11 protein-coding genes are annotated in these 19,721 nt (G+C 57.0%); 3 read left to right on the forward strand and 8 right to left on the reverse strand.

Features of this window, described 5'->3' with window-relative positions; translation table 11 throughout:
- Positions 1–37 precede the first annotated feature (37 nt).
- Positions 38–1,378 (forward strand): efflux RND transporter periplasmic adaptor subunit, encoded by a 1,341-nt coding sequence (locus PSR62_RS21555; protein WP_274405041.1) that lies wholly within the window; start codon positions 38–40, stop codon positions 1,376–1,378.
- Positions 1,378–4,524 (forward strand): efflux RND transporter permease subunit, encoded by a 3,147-nt coding sequence (locus PSR62_RS21560; RefSeq protein WP_274405042.1) that lies wholly within the window; start codon positions 1,378–1,380, stop codon positions 4,522–4,524. The genes PSR62_RS21555 and PSR62_RS21560 overlap by 1 nt, the downstream gene beginning before the upstream one ends.
- A 198-nt stretch (positions 4,525–4,722) precedes the next feature.
- On the opposite strand, the gene PSR62_RS21565 is transcribed toward PSR62_RS21560, so the two are convergent.
- From PSR62_RS21565 to PSR62_RS21600, 8 genes are all read right to left on the reverse strand, one after another.
- Positions 4,723–5,397, reverse strand: coding sequence for a hypothetical protein (locus PSR62_RS21565; RefSeq protein WP_274405043.1), 675 nt, complete (start codon positions 5,395–5,397; stop codon positions 4,723–4,725).
- Positions 5,398–5,495: 98 nt separating this feature from the next.
- The gene (locus PSR62_RS21570; protein ID WP_274405044.1) at positions 5,496–7,214 is read right to left on the reverse strand and encodes an OprO/OprP family phosphate-selective porin; all 1,719 of its coding nucleotides are present in this window, start codon (positions 7,212–7,214) and stop codon (positions 5,496–5,498) included.
- 227 nt (positions 7,215–7,441) lie between these two features.
- Positions 7,442–9,265, reverse strand: coding sequence for an arylsulfatase (locus PSR62_RS21575; RefSeq protein ID WP_338020101.1), 1,824 nt, complete (start codon positions 9,263–9,265; stop codon positions 7,442–7,444).
- Between the two features lie 290 nt (positions 9,266–9,555).
- Positions 9,556–11,193 carry a sulfatase family protein gene (locus tag PSR62_RS21580; protein ID WP_274405046.1) on the reverse strand — a complete coding sequence of 546 codons (1,638 nt, stop codon included), beginning with the start codon at positions 11,191–11,193 and terminating at the stop codon, positions 9,556–9,558.
- 129 nt (positions 11,194–11,322) lie between these two features.
- The gene (locus tag PSR62_RS21585; RefSeq protein ID WP_274405047.1) at positions 11,323–12,141 is read right to left on the reverse strand and encodes a sugar phosphate isomerase/epimerase family protein; all 819 of its coding nucleotides are present in this window, start codon (positions 12,139–12,141) and stop codon (positions 11,323–11,325) included.
- 59 nt (positions 12,142–12,200) lie between these two features.
- Positions 12,201–13,151 (reverse strand): aldo/keto reductase, encoded by a 951-nt coding sequence (locus PSR62_RS21590; protein ID WP_274405048.1) that lies wholly within the window; start codon positions 13,149–13,151, stop codon positions 12,201–12,203.
- Between the two features lie 326 nt (positions 13,152–13,477).
- On the reverse strand, positions 13,478–15,229 hold the full coding sequence (locus tag PSR62_RS21595) for a TIGR03545 family protein (protein WP_274405049.1): 1,752 nt from the start codon (positions 15,227–15,229) through the stop codon (positions 13,478–13,480).
- A complete protein-coding gene (locus PSR62_RS21600) occupies positions 15,226–16,176 on the reverse strand; it encodes a DUF2062 domain-containing protein (RefSeq protein ID WP_274405050.1) in 951 nt (316 codons plus the stop codon). Before PSR62_RS21600 ends, PSR62_RS21595 begins: the two co-directional genes overlap by 4 nt.
- Positions 16,177–16,442: 266 nt before the next feature.
- Between PSR62_RS21600 and PSR62_RS21605 the strand changes: the two genes are divergently transcribed.
- Positions 16,443–19,712 carry a PSD1 and planctomycete cytochrome C domain-containing protein gene (locus PSR62_RS21605; protein WP_338020102.1) on the forward strand — a complete coding sequence of 1,090 codons (3,270 nt, stop codon included), beginning with the start codon at positions 16,443–16,445 and terminating at the stop codon, positions 19,710–19,712.
- Positions 19,713–19,721: the final 9 nt, after the last annotated feature.

Below are 19,721 nucleotides of genomic sequence, written 5' to 3' on the forward strand. Positions count from 1 at the left end.
CCAGCGGAGCCAAGGACGCCAGTCCTCGATTCTCAAAATGCTTCTCGCAATCCCGCCTCGACTCTCCCTCCCACTCGCGACGGTTGCAGCGCTGTGCTTCCTGACGGGCTGTTCCGACGCCGACCGCGTGGCCAAGAAAACTCAGACGCAGCGGGCCACGCCGGTGAAAACGGTATCTGTCACGCCCACCAAGGTCACCCGGACCAGCGTTCAACCCGCCACCATCCACGCCTACTACCGAGCGGAACTCCGCTCGCAAGCGTCGGGCTACGTCGAATCGTTCACATCGGACATCGGTGAATACGTCGAGTCCGGCACCGTCCTGGCCAAAATATCAGTCCCTGAAAAGCTTCAACAACGGCGAGTGATGGAGGCGAGGATTCGCCGTCTGGTTGCCCAAGAAAAACAAGCTGCCGCAGGAGTCCGATTGGCTGAGGCGGCCAAACGCTCCGCACAAGCGAAACTGGCTCAAGCCAAATCGGAAGGCGCCGCCGTCGATGCTTCCTTGGCGGCCGCCAACGCGGAATTCAATCGAACAGAAGACTTGGTCAACCGCGGTTCCTTGCAAAACCGGATGCTGGACGAGGCCCGGATGAAACGTGACAGCGAGTCGGCTCGCAAGCAGGCGGTGGAGTCAGCGGTTGCCTCCGCCCAGGCGGACGTCGAAGTGGCGTCCGCAAAGGTGGAGTCGGCACAAGCGGATCTCGAGACGGCGCAAGCAGAAACCGATGTCACTCGGCGGGAACTCGATGAACTGGATGTCTGGATCGACTACGCCGAAATCAAAGCTCCGTTCTCTGGCATCATCACCGAGCGAAACCTTGAACCTGGTGACTTGGTCCGCGCCTCCAGCGAAGTCGGACTGGGCAAGCCCTTGTTTGCGATCAGCCAAATCGACCGCGTCCGCGTGCAAATTCCCGTTCCCGAGAACCACGCTCCGCTGGTGAATCCCGGTGACGAGGTCAGCCTGACGTTTCCATCCTTTGCATCGGAACCTCCCCTCATCGCGCAGGTCACGCGGCGGAGCGGAAGTCTCGATGCCCAAACGCGAACCATGCTGGTGGAAGTCGAAATCGACAATCCCGATGGCAAGCTGATCCCCGGGATGTTCGGACAAGCATCGATCCAACTGGCCACGCAGACCGCAGCCAACCTGCTGCCCGCTCAAGCGATTCGCTTTGACGAATCCGGCAGCGCCTTTGTGTACGTGGTTGCGGCCGACGACACGATTTCGATTCAAGAGATCTCAACGGGAGTGGATGACGGCAACTTCATCGAAGTCCTCACCGGCGTTGAGCCCGGGCAAGCGGTCGTGGACGCTCACTTGAGCCGGTTCATCGACGGGCAAAAAGTCGCCGTCGTGGGGGCCACTCACTGATGTCGTTGATCCAATTTTCCCTTCGCAATCGATTCGCCGTCCTGGCGGCTTCCATTGCCTTGTGTGTGCTCGGTGCGACGGTCATTCCAGGCATCACCATTGATATCCTCCCGGATTTCAAAAAGCCGGTTGTTGTCAGCTACTTCTCCTACCCTGGTCTGCCGACCTTGGACATGGAGAAATCCGTCACCTCGCGTGTCGAACGTGCGCTAACGCTGGCGGGCAAGATCGAGCATCAAGAATCGAGAACGGTTCCTGGCGCTGCCGTGATCAAAGTCTTCTTCCAACCGGGTGCGGATCCAAGCTCGGCGATGAACGACATCGTGAACTTGGAAGCCAGCGATATGTTCCACCTGCCACCGGGCATCGAGTGGCCGTTCACGCTGCGAAGCGAACCGTCCAACCTGCCCGTGGTGCTGGCAGCGATCTCGGGCGAAGGACTCAGCGAGTCCGAACTCTACTCGATCGGCTACTACGCGGTCCGCAACAAGATGGGCGGACTGAAAGGCGTTCAGATCCCTCACCCTTTTGGTGGCAAATTCCGCCAGATGATGGTCTATGTCGATCCGATCAAACTTCAGGCCTACCACCTTAGCGCAACCGATGTGGTCGACGCGCTCCAAAAGTCAAACCTGGTGCTTGCGGGCGGCACCGCGACCATGGGCGGGACGGACTACCAAATCCACCCTCGGAATACCCTGCCTGACATCGAAGAAATCGCAGCGATTCCCATTGCCGTTCGCGACGATCGCCCGATCTTCATCCGAGACGTGGCGACGGTGAAAGATGACGCGGCGTTGCAATACAACATCGTTCGCGTCAACGGAAAACGCAGCGTCTACTGCCCACTGCTTCGCGAACCCGGTGAGAACACCATCGCGGTGGTGGACCGCATCTACGACGGGATCGCGGAAGAGATCCCCAAGATGAAAGAGCGGGGCGACATCCCGGAGGCTACCAGCGTGACGCTGGTCTCGGATCAATCCATTTACATCCGCAAAGCGATGTCGAATCTGATGTCGCAGATTGGTCTCGGCTCCGTGCTGGTCACGCTGGTGGTGCTGATCTTCTTGCGACGCCTGCTTCCCACCGTGATCATTGTCTCGACCATTTTGTTGGCCATTTTGATGGGTGCCCTGGGATTCGCATTCTCCGGCCAAACCATCAACGTGATGACTTTGGGCGGAATCGCACTGGCGATTGGCACAGTGGTCGACGCCGGAATCGTGGTCGTCGAAAACGTGATCCGTCACGGGCGAATGGGCAAGTCACCCATGGAGGCCGCACGCGATGGAACCCAGGAGGTTTCAGGTGCAATCCTGGCGGGAACCATCACGACCCTGGCCGTTTTCTTGCCTGCGATCTTCTTGACTGGGATGATCAAGTATCTGTTCGCTCCCCTCTCGTTGGCCGCCACGCTGACCATCGGTGCCTCCTACATTTTGGCTCTGACCGTTGTCCCCGCCTTTTGTGCCACCTTTGTTCGAGAACGAGTCCAAGCCAAAACACGCCTGACAGAACCAGACAATCAGCAGGCGTCTTCGACGAAGCCCTCGGGGCTGTATGGACGTTTGCTCTCAACCGCCATGCGATCGCCCGCTCTGTCAGCCTTGATCATCATCGTTGCCGTGGGCGGCTCGTTCTTTTTGCTGCCTCACATCGGAACGGAACTGTTCCCCAATGTTGATTCGGGCAGCTTTGAAATCCGCCTGAAAACGGTCCCCGGAACCGCCTTGCAGAAAACCGAGGAATTGGTCGCCAAGATCGAGGGGTCGATCCAAGACGTGATCCCAGAGGAAGCGATCGACACCATCATCTCGAACATCGGATTGCCGGTCGGAAAGGGAGCCGGGTTCTCCACGGTCCTGAGTTCGAACTCGGGGCCCGACACAGCCTATTTGATCGTGAACCTGAAACAGGAAAACCAGTCGGTCGATACGCAGACGTACATCAACACCCTGCGAGAAAAGCTGAACGACGAATACCCGCTGGAACAGTTCCTGTTTGTCTCGGGTGGCATCGTCAACATGGCTCTCAACGAAGGTGTCCCCACGCCAATCAATGTCCAGATATCAGCGGGCACACTGCAACAGTGTCGCGACGCAGCCGAACGAATCGTCAGGGAAATCGCTCCGATCGAAGGCACACGAGATGTCCAGATCGCGCAGTCGCTCGACTACCCCCAATTCGACGTACAAGTCGATCGGACCCGAGCGAAGTACCTGGGGATCGATCAGGAACAAGTGGCGCAAACCGTGCTGACCGCGCTCGGTTCCAGCGTGGGCTATTCCCCGACAATCTGGATTGACCCGAAGAGCGGTGTCGACTTCTTCATGGGAGTGCAATACGCGTCCAATCAATTCCAGTCACTCGATGAATTGCGGAACATGCCCCTTTCGCTCGACACCCCGGAGGGCCCCGTTACGATTCCGCTCTCAAACATTGCCACGGTCAATCGAGTCACGATCCCGGGCGAAATTGCTCACTACAACATCTCCCGCGTCAACGACATTCATGTCAACGTCGTTGGCCGAGACCTGGGAAGTGTTGCTGCGGACATTGATGCCGTGCTGGCCGAAATGGAATTTGAGAACGGAGTCTCAGTCGCGCTTCGTGGTCCGATTGAGAAGATGCGAGACGGAATGAACATGCTGGGAACCGGGCTCGTCGTCGCCACGCTGCTTGTTTACTTGGTACTGATGGCTCAATTCCGTTCGTTCCTCGATCCGCTGATCATCATGCTGTCCGTCCCACTGGGAATCGGTGGCGTTTTGATTTCTCTGTACCTGACGGACACCTACCTCAACATCCAGTCCTTGATGGGAACCTTGATGATGATCGGCGTCGTCGTCAACAATTCGATCCTCCTGGTCGAGTTCGCCAATCAACGCCTCGCCACTGGGGTGACTCCGCGAGAGGCCGCCCTGTCCGCGGCTCAAGTCCGTTTGCGACCGATCCTGATGACCTCCCTGACGCTGGTCGCGTCGATGCTGCCGCTGTCATTCCAGCTGGCTCCTGGCAATGAAGCCATGATCCCGCTGGCGCGTGCCTTGCTGGGCGGCATGGTGGTTTCAACCCTACTGACGTTGATCCTGGTTCCATGTGTCTATGTGTTGCTCCATCGCAACCGAAGGTCACCGGTCTAACGCATCCAGTCGAAAACGAGTGACATAGCGGAAGGGCGCGAGCCCTCCGGTTTCACACCGGGCGGCTTGCGCCGCACCGCTTAAATCGTCACGCGTTGCTCACCGATTCACGCTCCAACAGCGCACGAAAAAATCCACCGACACGACCAAGTCGTGCCGGTGGTTTGTGTTCCGGACCTTGCTCTTGTCGAGAGCAATTTATCGACCGAGGACTTCAACCGAGGTCTCAATCAAGTCATCCTCGGCTTGCAGCGACGTCTTGTTAGGGTTCGTGATCGTCACCCAACCTTCGGCGTCGGGCTCAGCACGACTGATTGCCGATGCCAATGCGACGGACTCTTGCTGGTCCAATTGGATCGTTTCGCCCACGTTGTTGGCGAACGTTGCCGGTGGCAATGACACAGCACTCTCGTTGCTGGCACAACATCCGCTGTCGCAGCCGCCGGTGTCACAACCGGAATCACAGCTTCCGGTGCCACAGCAACCATCGCTGCAAGCTTTGCCGCAACCAAAGATTCCACGAGCACGATGACGGCAATCCGGGCAACAGGCGATGGCGGACCAATCGTAGGTGCAAACCGTTTTCTTCTTCTTGTCCGTGACCAATTTCTTGACGGTGCGAACCTTGCCGCACTTTTTCAGCGGGCCGCATTCCCATGGGAAACGCAGGGGTGGAATGCAGATGGTTTCGCATTCGACGTCGAAGCACGTGACATCCACTTCTTCTTTTTCAACTTCCACGTTGCAGCGTCCGGCTTGGCAAAAGCAGCACGCGGGTCCGAAAGCACTGGCGGTGCTCGAGAAGACAACCGAGGCGGTCAACGCGAAAAGTCCCAGCCAGGCGACACGACCGAATTGAATGGAGCGGCTCATTTGAAATTCCTTTTTCAGTTCTGTGCGGTTGGTGTGCGGGGCTGGTGTTCAGCCCCGCACAAAGAATGGTTTTGGATCAACGCTTCGTTTCAATCAACTCAGAAGTCAACCATGAAGCGAGTCCCGAAGATCAGGAAGTTCCCGGCTTCCACCGGTGCGTCGAGCGAATTGTTGCCATTGGCCGCCAATCCACTCTCGCTGATTTCACCCCAAACCAAGTTATTCTGAACCTTCGAATAAGGTGTCCAGTGCCAGTTCAAACCAGCCGTGTAGAGATTGCCCACGCCGCCGTTGACACCACCATCCGTCAGATCGAGGTGGTCATATCGGAAGGCGACCTGCCATGCTCCCCAGCCATTGCCGCGACATCCGTTGCAGCGATCCACCAAGAAGAAATTCTCATGGGGCGTCACGCGTGAGAGCGTTCCCGTTGACCGGTTGTAGGGCATGTGCTCGCCGGTCAAGAAGTACGATGCGTAGATGTAACCACCGTGGAAGAACAGATTGTCATCCACCCCCGCAGCTGGATCCTCCACCTGCATCGGAGTCATGATGTATTCCCCGGTGATTTGCAGCGAACCGAGGTTCAGGATGTTTTCAAACCCAATGTTTTGATACCAGTCGGCACCGTCGATGCGACCGGTGTTGAGCCAACGCTGCGAGCTTCGTGCGAGAGGCCGAGTGCGGAAACGTCCTTCGTTGCTGTTGGTGTCGTTCGCTCCGGCATCGCCGTCCGGTTTCGCAACCGCACCCGCCAAACCCCAGTGCCAGTACCCACGTCCACCGCTGGTGTCGTCGTACCAAGGCGATCCCCAAAGACGCGAGTACCCTCCGGCCTGAGCCGAGTCACCGATGAAGCGTCCATCCGTGTTGATGTTCTCAAGATTGTAAATCCCGTAGGCCCAACCAATCGACTCTTCGTTGTTGTGACCATACATGGTCAATCCAAAACGACGAGCGTCTTCATTGAACGCTTCCACCGCCAAAGGTCGTTCGGCAAACACGTTGAAGCGAGAGCTGTTCAGGTGATCCAAACCGAGTGGCCGCTTCTGGTTGCCAAGCAACAACACCTGATTGCTGGGCAAGTTCGACCAGCCAATGTAGGCATCCTTGATCTCGGGGGTCTGCGGGTTGTTGAAGTCCACTTGCAAGCGATAACGCATGTTCTGAGGAACCTCCCCGGAAAGTTCCAGACGCAGACGCCGGAACCCAGTGATGTTCTCGGGACTCTGATTGGGATCACCGGCGACTCCACCGATCCGGCCGCTTTCAATTTGATTGATGCCAGCGTCGGTGTTCGAGAACGACCAGTGATCAATGTGAACTCGCCCGCCAATTTTGAGCGTGGACTTCTTTTTCTTTGCCTTGGCCTCAGCCGCCAGCTCGTCTTGGTAGTCCGTCCACTCTTCGTCGAGTGTATCGAGGGCGTCCAAACGCGAAGCAAACGCTTCCAAACGATCTTCAAACGACTCGTCTTCAGCAAGCGTCTCTCGGTTCGGCTCCTCCGTTGCCAGCGAACTCAGACCGGAGGGCTGCTGATCCACATCCGCAGGCAGCGATTGCACAGCGTCTTCCAACAGACTGTTCTGAGGACGCACGGGGGCGGCACTGTACTGATTCGACAGCATGCCCCCCAGATCAACCTCCAGTTGCTGAGATTCCGGCGACGCGAGAACAGGATCGCTCGCCACTTGGCTTGCCGGGGACCACCACTCGTCAGCGTTCGCCACGGTTCCGCTGCTCGTCACCAAGCAGACCAACGCGGCAAGGGTTTGTCTGGCAACGCTACCGCCGCGCCGCATGGATGATGATCCCATCGATTCAGAACTCCGTTCACTCGATCAAAGCACCAACCAATCCGTTGGTTGATGTCGCCTTACGGAGTTTTCATCGTGCGTGTCGTGCTGATTGTGCGGCTGATGATTGCCGAGAAAGAGAAACTCGATATTTCTTAACAATCGCATTTGCTGCATTCGGATCAACCGTCACAACCGGCCCTTGTTCGGCCGGTAAAATCAGCCCAACCGCACCTTCAAGACAAGTCTCAGTTGTCCACTCGGGAGAGCGTGCAGTAGTACGCCCCGACTTCACCCGTTGGGATTTTGAAGACAGGAGCGAGCTGATGCGAGCCCTCAGAGAGCTCAATTTCCATGGTCACAACACTGTCACCTTGGCTGACCTTTTTGCTGGCGATGGACTCGCCGTCGACCCGAACCTCGGCCGACTGAACTGGAATCGCGCGGCCCATTTGTGTTCGGTAGGCCGCAGACGAACCCGGTACATTTTCACCAGACGGAACTGCGGCATCGATCGCCACGCCGGATTCTTCGGGCCAACGGCGCAGGGCGATTTCAAACTTCCCGGCCTCATGCACTTGGATCGCCCAGTGTCCGTCGTGGGTCAACGCCTGCTGACTGGCCTTCTTGGGAAAGACCGCTGCAGCGGCGCGAATGGCACCCTGGTTCCAAGGTGGTGCTTGCCCGATCCAGTCGTGAGCGGTGAAGGTGACCACCGGATGCTCGGGATGCCCCACCGTCATTTCGGTGGTCTGCGAGAACGTGGGTTCCAACTCCGCCCACCAAGCATCGTAAAACGCTCGCATGGCGGCGACTTGTTCAGGATGCTCGCCCGCGACGTTCTTTTCTTGACCTGGGTCATCAGCGATGTTGTACAGCTCCTTGCCGTTGATCAGACGCCACTTGTTCTGCATCACGGATGATTGACGCCACTTGATGGGATCAATCACACGCTGCGAATCGGTGATCAGCATGCGCTGCGTGAACGACGATTCGGCTTCGTCCTTCAACAGCGAAACAATCGAGGTGCCATCGAACTTGATTTGTTCAGGAGCATCGACGCCACACAATTCCAACAGCGTCGGAACCACATCCACGGCATGACAAAGAGTGTCGTTGCTGCGGGCAGTGGCGAAGCCGCCTTCTGGGTAATGCATCACAAAGGGAACTCGGTGCCCGCCTTCATAGGGGCTGCCCTTCTTGCCGCGCATTCCAGCGTTGTAAACTGACGCACCGCCTGCGGTCCCGTTGTCCGTCGTGAAGAGAAAGATCGTGTTGTCGTGCACGCCCAGCTCACGCAGCAACTCGCGGGTGCGTCCGACGTTGTCGTCAATGTTCGTGATCATCCCCAAGAACGTCGCCACGTTGTTCCGCATCTCGGGATACATGTCGATGTACTTCTGCGGGGCATGCAACGGACCGTGTGGTGCATTCGTCGCGATGTAGGCAAAGAATGGCTCGTCCGCTTCCACGCAATCCCGAATGAATCGATTGCCTTGTTCGAAGAACACATCGGTGCAGTACCCTTTTGCTTTGACGGCTTCCCCATTGTGGAAGTACGAACCATCAAAGTAAGCGTTGTCCCAAAAGTCGGGCGTTTGCCCGACGCCCCCGCCCCCGTGGCGATACACCTCGGTGAACCCGTTGTCCTCGGCTCGGTAGGGATAGTTGTCGCCGAGGTGCCATTTGCCAAACATGCCGGTTTGATACCCCGCATCGCGGAAGATCTCACCAAACGTGACCTCGTTGTCTCGCAACATCGATCGGCCGCTGATGGTGTGCCAAACGCCCGTTCGGTTGGTCCAATGACCGGTCAAAAAAGCAGACCGGGTCGGCGAGCAAGTCGGTGCGACGTGGTAATCGGTTAGCACCGATGACTCGGCTGCCAAAGCGTCGATTTGGGGCGTTTGAACGACCGGATTCCCTGTGAATCCAAGATCGCCGTAGCCCTGATCATCCGTGATGACAATCACCACGTTGGGACGGTCCGCTGCTGAAACTGGTTCCACGAGCAGCCCTCCAGACCACGAACCAACGGACACCAGGACCAAACAAAACAACCAACGTGACATAGAAGCAACTCAAACTGGAGGGATGAAACGAAGGGAAGACGCACCACAAGCATAACTGAACCGTGCGCGCCGTCAGTGGAAGATCACGTCTTCGGACGGCAAGAATGCGACGTCTCGCAATTCACGCACTGAGCGTGACAGTCACGCCAAACGGTGAAGTTTTTCCGACACTGCCGAATTCGTCTTCGGAATCGGCTGGTATGAAGCGTCTTAGCGGAACGGCGCAAGCCGTCCGGTGCCGTGATACCGGAGAACTCGCGCCCTGCCGCTAAATGACGGTAAAGCCAAAGCTAATTTCGAAGCTTTGCTTCCTGCTCAGACCGCTTCGCCTGGACATACTCGTGCGAGATTTTGATCGCCTTCTGACGGTCCTCGTCACTGTCATCCCAAAATTCCTGAACGACCTCTTCCACGGCTGGGTAGTGAGTCCCATCGTCGCCCACACGCTGGCGAAGGTTGGCCAAGCGTTGCTTGAGATCTTTGGCAATCTCGGCGTAGTCAGGGTTGTCAATTTGGTTGACAACTTCCGTCGGATCGTTCACCAGATCGTAGAGTTCCCAACCAGGAGGTGTTTGCAGCTTCCCTTCGTAGTTGACGCCGTAGTAGTAAATCAGCTTGTGAGTCTTGGTGCGAATCCCAACGTGCCCTGGGTTGTCATGGTGAGCCATGTGCATCCAGTAGCGGTAGTACGCCTCCTGCTTCCAACCCTCGGGTTCCTGACCGGTCTCGCAAATTTCGCGAAAGCTTTTGCCTTGCATGTACTCAGGAGTTTCCACGCCGGCGAACGCCAACATGGTGGGTCCATAATCCACGTTTTCCACGATTGCATTGCTGCGTGAACCGGCTGGAATCACCTTGGGGTAGCGAATCAAAAACGGCATTCGCTGCGACTCGTCATACATCCATCGCTTGTCCATGTAATCGTGTTCACCGAGCATGAACCCTTGATCGCCGGTGTAGATGATCACGGTGTTGTCCATTTGCCCGGTTTCTTCCAGCTTGGCAAACAGGCGCGCCAGGTTGTCGTCGACGCCTTTGACGCAGCGCAGGTAATGCTTCATGTAAATGTTGTAAGCCTCCCGTTTCGCGTCCTCATCGCTAAGCGACGCGTCGACACCATAGTGCATGGCGTAGTTTCGACGTGGGTTGCGGCGTCCGATCGAGGTGCCGATGTAAGGCATCATCTCGTCGTCGGCTCCGCGTGTCGCCAGCGAACCGAACAGCGGTTGGCTCCAGAGATTCTTGGGTTCTGGAATCGCGATTTCGGCCAAGTACTCTTCATAGCGGGGCGCGTACTCGAAGAAATCGTGTGGCGCCTTGTAGTGATGCATCAAAAAGAACGGTTTGTCGTCTTCGCGAACCTCATCAAACCAATTCAGCGTGATGTCAGTGATCGCGTCCGTGCTGTGCATGCCTTCCTTCTTGATCAAATTCTTCGGCCAAGGCTTGTCACCTTGAACTCGGAACTCAGGATCAAAGTACTTGCCTTGTCCAGGCAGCACGCAGTAATAATCGAAGGCTGCCGGTTCGGCTTTCAGGTGCCACTTTCCGATCATGGCGGTTTGATAACCAGCCTTCTTCATCTCTTTCGCGAGATGCTGATTCTGTGGTTCGATGCGGCCGTTCAGATCGAACACACCGTTGGTGTGATTGTATTGCCCGGTCATGATGCATGCGCGACTGGGCGTGCAGATCGAATTGGTGCAGAACGCATTTTCAAACAACATGCCTTCCTTGGCCAAACGATCCAGGTTCGGCGTCGGATCCAAGGAAGCCAGCCGACTGCCATACGCCCCCACCGCTTGGCTGGTGTGATCGTCCGACATGATGAACAGAATGTTGGGTCGATCGTCAGCGACCACCCAGGGCGCCATCACAATGGCAAGCATCCAAATCAGGGCACGTGACCCAATCGAAGTTCGTGACATATTCAGTTCGTCTCGTGGTGGGGAGGGATGGCAGGGAGGCCTGGACTCGTTGCAAAGTGGCACAGGCTTCCAGCCTGTGGTTCCTCATTCACAGGCTGGAAGCCTGTGCCACTTCAAATTCCGACAACTTCAAGCAGTCAGGCGTTTGAACGCTTCGATGGTGTTGCGAGCAGCGGTGTCCGAATCGGGCAACGCGAACGCTTCGGCACACAGGTACCCGTCGTAGTCGATGTCTTTGAGAGCCTGAATGATGGGCTCGTGATTCATGTGCCCCATGCCAGCGGCTTGTCGGTTCGAATCCACAAAGTGAATGTGACCGACGTAGCCCTTGCCAGCACGGATGGCGGCGGCCAAGTCGGCTTCTTCGATGTTCATGTGGAACAAATCGGCCAACAGTTTGACGTTGTCCGTCTTCAATGTCTTGCAAAACTCAACGCCTTCGTCGACGGTGCGAAGCAAGTTGGTCTCGTAGCGATTCAGCGGCTCGTAGAACAACGGCACGTGATACTGGGCGGCGTAAAGCCCCAGTTCATCGAGTGCTTCCCGCAAGAAACCCAAGGCTTGATCTCGCGACACATCGCCACCCCATTTGCCCTGCATGGATCCGATGATGGCGGGAGCGTTGTAGGCGCTGCCAAAGTCGATCATTTGCTTGACGAAGTCACGAGCCTTCGAACGATGCTCCGCGTCGGGATGCGTCAGGCTGAGCCCATGCTTGACCATTCCAGCGCCGGTGCCGACCGCGGCAACGACCAAATGATGTTTGTGCAACAAGTCTTTCAACTCGCTCTCGTCCACCGCGTCAGGTCCGGGCGCAAAAATTTCGATGGCGTCAAAACCAAGTGCGGAGGCTTTCTCGCAAGCGTCTCGCAATCCGTCCCAGTAAACGAAGGGACCTCCGCGAGCTTCTTCGACCAGGCTGACCGTGATGGCTGATTTGAACGTCATGTGATTTCTTTGTGGAGGAGATTTGTGAGGAGATGGATTCGAAGTGGCATAGGCTGAACTCAGGAGGCAACGGGTTCGTCGTTGTTCTCTGGGCGGCCCTCGATGTAGAACCAGTTGTGGATCGGTTTCAAGATTTCCTTGACCTCGGCGACCAAAATTTCGTCGATCGGCTCCTGTGCCCATTCGACCCACTGGGCGACTCGCTTTGGATTGGCTGACCCCGGAATGCAGGTCGCAAAATTTTCGTTGGCGATGCTGAACTGAAGTGCAATTTTCGCGATGTCACTTCCACGGTCCGCACAGTGCTTGGCGGCTGCCGCTGCGACCTGGCGAACTTCCGGTGTGGCTTTGTGCCAAGGCGGCAATTCGGCGTTGGTCAACAGACGTGCTGAGAACGGAGCACCGTTCATCAACCCGACACCTTTCTCCTTGGCCAACGGCACCAAATCCAGTGCCATGTCGTTTTGCAACGTGTAGTGGTTGTAGGTCAGCAGGCAATCGATGTCCGTGTTTTCCATCACGTACTTGAACATCTTCATGGGGTAACCGCTGACGCCGACGTAGCGGACCTTCCCCTTTTCAATTTCACGACGGATCGCGGGAATGGTTTCTTCGACGATCTGCGACATCTCGACGAATTCCAAATCGTGACAGAGCACGATGTCGAGGTGGTCCACCTTCATGCGTTCGAGTGACGTGTCGATGCTTTCGGTGACGCGTCGGGCGCTGAAATCGAAGTGCTCGCCAGTGTAACGACCGAGTTTGGTGCCCAAGTAGTATTGATCACGCGGGAAATCCGGCAGGACGCGGCCGAGCATCATCTCGCTCATCCCACGTCCATAGAACGCGGCGGTGTCGATGAAGTTCATCCCGCTCTCGAGTGCCACTCGAACGGCTTGCAAACTCTCACCCAAATCAACGCTTCGGAACTCCTGTCCGATCGAAGACGCTCCGAAGGAGAGCGTCGTGAGTTCCATGTCCGTTTGGCCTAAACGTCGACGAGGCAGCATCTTGGCAGTTCTTGGGGTTGAATGGTGGGGATGGATTTGAGGGCGACAAGATGCAGCGAGTGTAACCTCGCGTTGCCACCGATGCCAACGCACCCGCCCCCAAAGAAAACACACTCAGGGCTATAGACTTGAGTGTGTTTGAGGCGGGAGATCCTCCCGTTCGTTTCCCGTCACCAACCCACGAAAAAAGGCCGGAGGTCGATGCACGACTGACTCGTGCACCCACCTCCGGCCTTTGCGGCAACGATCACGCTGAGCGGACCGCCCGTCACTCAACCCGGCGACTCAAACGCACCTGGCGGAGTCAACCGAGGATTGAAATGCGATCAACGCAAGCTCGAACCAAACGCAGTCTTGAGCTTGCCAAGATACTGATCCGCTCCATTGATTTCGCTCAGGATCTTTCGGCTGAGATCTTCCACCGATTTGTCAGCCTTGGCCAACAACGATTGGGCTTGGTTCTGTTGAGCAAGCATCCACTCGTTCAGTTCCAACATCTGCTCGCGATGAGCCTCGTTGACCTTGGCGGCGACCTTGGCCTTGGACGCTTCCATTTGGCTGGCGATGGCCGTTTTCGCAGCGTCGTTGAAGACCCGACCCAAGTTGGTGTTCAACTTCAGATCAATGTCTTCCCACGTCCCGTTGAACTCGGCGTCGATTTCGACTTGATCCACGTTGGCAAGTGACTGATTCATCTGAATCGCAGCTGCGGAAGATCCCGCGTCGCCTTGAACATCCAAACGCATGTTGACGCCGGTTTGCTTGCTGACCAAACGGCCTTCCAGTTGTTCGCCACGACTGCTCAATTGAACCCACACTTCACGAACGCCGCCCGCGATTGCGATGCCAACGTCTTTGCCGCGTCCCAAGTGAATTGGATCGGCATTCATTTGTGGCCAGTGAAGCGTCAAGCGATCGAGTTGCTCGCCTTGTCGACGATCACGAATGTAGTCCACGTCGACCGTCTCAGGACCTTCCAAACGCAAGCGGGCTCGAGTCGGATCAGCCAACAACTCCGGCGTCGGCGTCATGTTCTCGACCACGCCGGTCAGCGTGAAGACTTTGCCATCGGCACGCATGGTGCCGCTGACATCGCAGTGACGGATCATCAACTCGGGACGACGATTGCGTCCCAAGAAGTCATAGTCTTCGCCACGCACACGCTCGGTGTCCGGTGCGACAACCGTGTAATTGGCCAGCGTCCGACCGCTGTCCAGGTAATCGCGAAGTTGAACGAGCGAACGCCGAATTTCAGCACTGACCAAATCGACGCCGAAGTTCTTGGATTCACTCAAATCGCCTGGCACAAACGCGTCGACTTTATCAAGGTCGGCTTGCTTGGCACTTTCCAATCGAGCCAAATCGGCTTTCATTTGATCGGGCATTGCGTTCATCGCGTTTCGCAACGAGATCAACTGCTCGCGAGCGGCGTCGGATTCCGCTAGCGTGCGCTGCAACTCCGGCCAATCCCGCAACGGATTGTCGATGCCGCTGGCAGCTTCGCGAATGGTTTCGACGCGTTGTTCCAGTTCTTTGGTTTGTTGCACCAATCGTTCGTATTCGCTTTTCCAACGACGACGAATCTCTTCGCCCGTGCGAACGGTCTCCAGATCTTTGCCGAGTGCTTCGGCCCGATCGCTGAGTCCATTCGTCGCTGACGAAAGCAAGTTCCCGATCACGGAAGGACCGGAATCTTCGGTTTCCTCAGGCGTCTCTTCCAGGTGCCCGCTGGACTCTCGGGTGGTGCCGATTTGCAAACCAGCGATGCTGCCCTGGCGAATCACCCAACGACGACGCAACAACGCATCACCATCGATGACCAAGTTCACCGAGTCCGCCTGAAAAGCGTTCCGGAATTCCTTGTCATCACGAGGATCGGCGACATGCACCGAATCGAACTGGATCTGCGGCGGGAACAACCCCACGCGAGTCGCGCCGATGTCGGCTCGGGCTCCCGTCGAGGCTTCTAACCCGCGGACCGTGATGTAGCTGGCCATCGGGCCAAGGCCCCAAAACAGCAGCATCAAAATGGTCGCGACAACGATAAGCCGTGTCAGTAAGAATCTCCAACGAATCATGCTGCATCCTTGTCTTGCGAATCGCGCAATTGACGAAGCAAATAACTGAGCGCTTCATCGATTTTGTGTTGGTCGTCGTTCGTCGTGACGGGATCAGGTTGGCGTGAACCGCCAGACACCGATGCCATCGTGTTCGTGTTCGAAGCTGTCTGCAGATTGGAATCCGCGTCAAGCACTTCGATGTGAGTGGTTTGCTTCCCGAAAGAAGCATCCGAAGCCGACGCGTCATTCGCGGCCAAGGCTCGTTTCGCATTCGCCGTTTCGTCACGACCGGGCGTGATCTTGGCGAGCACGGGTTCTGCATCGTCCACGCGGCGAAAATCAAACACCCGCCCAGAACTTGCCTCGATCACTTCGTCGGTGTCCAACGCGAACGCTGGTTCAGGCGAAAAGTGAGGCTGACGTGTCTGGGTGTGCGGGGGATCCACTGCATGCGCTGACGATGTTTCGCTGGACCGACGCTTGCGAACCGGCGTCACCAGCAACTCCTCTTCGAGATCCTCGTCTTCCCGCCAATTGCCCGAGACCGCTTTGAACAGCGGGTACGAAACAGCAAAGGCAGGAACAAGCGAAGCCAGTCCGATCAAGAAGCTGCCCATCACGACGGTGTTGTTCAAATCCGTCCAAGGCACCAAGGGCAAATCCCAGGCTCGTGCCATGACTTGCGACACGCCATCTTGAGCGAAGAACCACTGCGCCAGCTGGTCCGATATCGGATCCAAACGCGGTGCCACCATCGTCACGCCGATCGCGGTCAGAGCGACCATCGCGTGATTGACACGCAACATCAAGACCCCAAACACCAACGCCACCGCCAGCAGGTTGCCGTGCGGGATCAGCCCGATGAGAAGGCCTAACGCCAATCCCCACGCGAGCTGAGAAGGATACTTCCTCCCCGCGATCGCTTTGCGAAGACTGCTGAGCAGCTTGATCGAAAACAGAATCATAAACCCGGACCACACGGCTGATCGATGGATGTAACAATTGGAATCCTCGTTAACATCGGCATCCCGAGGACTGATATTTAGTACAACCGTCAAATTCGACGTGGCTAGGTCAATCGGAGACTCGCCGGTCCAGAACATGCTTTTGAGAACCTGCCTGCTCCATCGAGTCGATTGAGTTTCACGGGGGGGTATTCTTGCTCCTCCGATCCACGCAAAGGCGACTGAACTCCAAATGTTTGTGAGAGCATTTGCGTCGATCTGTTACAATGAGTTTCCCGCCTGCCCACCCTTTCCTCACGCCCCTCGCTGTGGTTTTGCTCTCCATGCGTCCTCAATTGTTTCCCTCTGATTTCTTGCGGTGGACGGCTGTTTGCCTGTTCGGACTCGCCTGCCCCTGTGGCCTCCCGGCACACGCAGACGAATCACAGATCTCGTTCAACCGAGACATCCGGCCAATCCTTTCAGAGAACTGCTACTTCTGTCACGGCCCGGATGAGAACAACCAGCAATCCGGTTTGCGATTGGATAGCCGTGAAGCAGCCATCGAATTTGCCGCCATCGTTCCGGAAGACGTGGACGGCAGCGAACTGGTCGCCCGAATCGATCACGAGGATCCAGACGCTGTCATGCCGCCGCCTGGTTCTCACAAAACACTGACAGACAAACAAAAGCAGTTGCTCAAGGACTGGATCGCGGAAGGCGCGATTTACGAAGATCACTGGTCGTTCAGTCCCATTCGCCGGCCAGAGATCCCCGACCTGAGCCAAGGGGACGAGAACGTGGAATCGGATGCGGTTCATCCGGTCGATGCCTTCATCCGTGCCAAGTTGCTTGCCAAAGGACATGATCTTTCCGAGCCCGCGCGAGCAGACCGTTTGCTGCGACGAATGCACATGGACCTGGTCGGCCTGCCACCCACCTGGAAAGAAACCCAGGACTTCTTCCAGCGTTCTCAAGCCACGTCCACGTCCGCTGACGACCGGGCCGCGTTGATCGATCAGAAACTGGACGAACTCTTCGCGAACCCTCACCACGGCGAGCGCATGGCGGCGTTCTGGTTGGACCTCGTGCGGTTCGCAGATACCGTCGGCTATCACGGCGACCAAAACCAACACATCTTCCCCTACCGCGACTGGGTGATCGAAGCGTTTCAGAACAACCTGCCGTTTGACGAATTCACAACCAAACAGCTGGCCGGCGATCTGCTTCCCAACCCGAAAACAGACGACTTGATCGCGTCCGGATTCAATCGGCTCAACATGATGACTCGCGAAGGCGGTGCGCAACCGGGCGAGTACCTGTCCAAGTACGCCACCGATCGAGTGCGAACCGTGGGCATGGCATGGATGGGACTGACGACGGGATGCGCCGAATGCCACGATCACAAATTCGATCCCTTCACGGCCAAGGACTTTTACTCGCTCGGCGCGTTCTTCGCTGACATCGAGCAATGGGGTGTCTACAGCGATTACGGTTACACCCCCAACCCGGACTTGAAGGGCTACAACAACAACTTCCCCTTCCCACCCGAAATCGAAGTCACCAGCCAAGCGTTGCTACGCGAACAAACGCAAGCCAAGCAACAACTCATCGAACTGGCTCGTTCCCAACACGAGGCATTGCCGGACGATCAGAAAGACGCAGCAAATCAATGGCTGACGAACGTCAACGATTGGCTCGGGCAAAACGCCGACGGTTGGCAATCCATTGAGACCACCAGCGTCCCATCGGCCGACAAAAAGCAACGAGCATGGAAACTGAATCCGAATTCGCTTTCGCTCGGAACGTTGTCGGCTCAGTCCATCCAAGTCAGCCTGCCAACAAGGCCCAACCAATCGCCACTGAACGTGGAAGTTCGTTTCTACTTGGAGGAATTGGAAACAGCTGCGGCGGACGACTCGGCAAAAGATGAACAAGCGGAGGCGAAACTGAAGCGCACCAGCGTCGCTGTTTCACTCGCAAGGGCGAACCGCTGGATGCCTGCGTTTTCAAACACAGTGGCCCAGCAAAACGTGGCCTCGCGCTGGACTGTTCCCGCGACCGATGCCGACGGGCACGCGGTCAAACAACGACCGCATCAATTCATGATCGACCAGTCCAAGCACGCTGACGAACCAATGCAGGCCGTGTTTGAATTGTCGGCACCGTTGCGATTGAAAGACGGTCAATCCTTGATCGCTGAGATCAAAGGGTTGCCCGCCGAGAACGCCGTGACGTTCGAAGCGTCGCCGCTGATCCGATTGCGGCCGTTTGATCCAACCGAATTGGAAGCGATCCAAGTCTGTGACTCGGTCAGCCACCCCAACGCTCTGTTGAGCTGGATGCTGTCCAATCCCCATCCATCCGCAGACGCCGGTGCCAGGAACCATTGGCGAGACCGCTACCTCGCCTGTCGGGATGGCCGAACGTGGACAATGGTCACGCAGGCCACCGAGCCGATGGAAATGCGGGTGTTGCCGCGTGGCAATTGGCAAGACGAAACCGGCGAAGTCGTCCAGCCCGCCACGCCCGAATTTCTGGGTCAATACGGAATCGAATCCGACAAGCCGAGCGAGAAGGACAACGCCGATTCGAAACGCTTGACTCGCTTGGACCTGGCTCGCTGGATCGTGCACCGCGACAACCCATTGACAGCACGCGTCGTCGCAAACCGGCTTTGGAAACAGTTCTTCGGCGTTGGACTGACCGACGCGGTGGACGACCTCGGTGCCCAAGGCGAGCCGCCATCCCACCCCGAATTGCTCGACTATCTCGCCATCGAACTGATCGAATCCGGCTGGGACCTGCGTCACCTGGCTCGTTTGATCCTGACCAGCCAAACGTATCAGCAGGACAGTCGTGTTCGACCGCAACTTTCCGAAATCGATCCTGGAAATCGTCTGCTCGCCTACCACCCGCCAAGACGTTTGGAAGCCGAGATCATTCGGGACAACGCACTTGCCGTTTCGGGATTGTTGAACTTGGAAATCGGTGGCCCCTCGGTCAAACCCTATCAACCCGGCGGCTACTATTCGAACTTGCAATTCCCCAACCGGACCTATCGTTCGACAACGGGTGACAACCAATATCGCCGAGGCATTTACATGCACTGGCAGCGCACGTTCTTGCATCCCATGCTCGCGAACTTCGACGCCCCCAGTCGGGAAGATTGCGTGGCGATTCGAGCCAACGCGAACACGCCTCAACAAGCGTTGACGTTGCTCAACGATCCGACGTTCATCGAAGCGGCCAGCGAACTGGCCTGGAACATGCTGCAGCCCTCCGAACCCGACGACTCCCGCCTGCGAACGATGATTCACCAATCGCTGCAACGCGAAGCGACCAGCGAAGAGGTCGAGCGTCTGTCCGTCTTCCTGGACCAGCAACGCGAATTGTTCTTGGCCGACGAAGACTTGTCCGTGGAACTGACCAGCGTCGGCCAATCTGCCGCACGTCACGGCGCATCACTCACGCATCCCGAGCGAGCTGAGTGGGCGGCTTGGACCGCAACGGCCCGCATCGTCTTGAATCTGCACGAAACAATCACCCGCTACTGAGCCACGCTG

It is taken from the genome of Rhodopirellula sp. P2 (assembly GCF_028768465.1).
GTDB lineage: Bacteria > Planctomycetota > Planctomycetia > Pirellulales > Pirellulaceae > Rhodopirellula.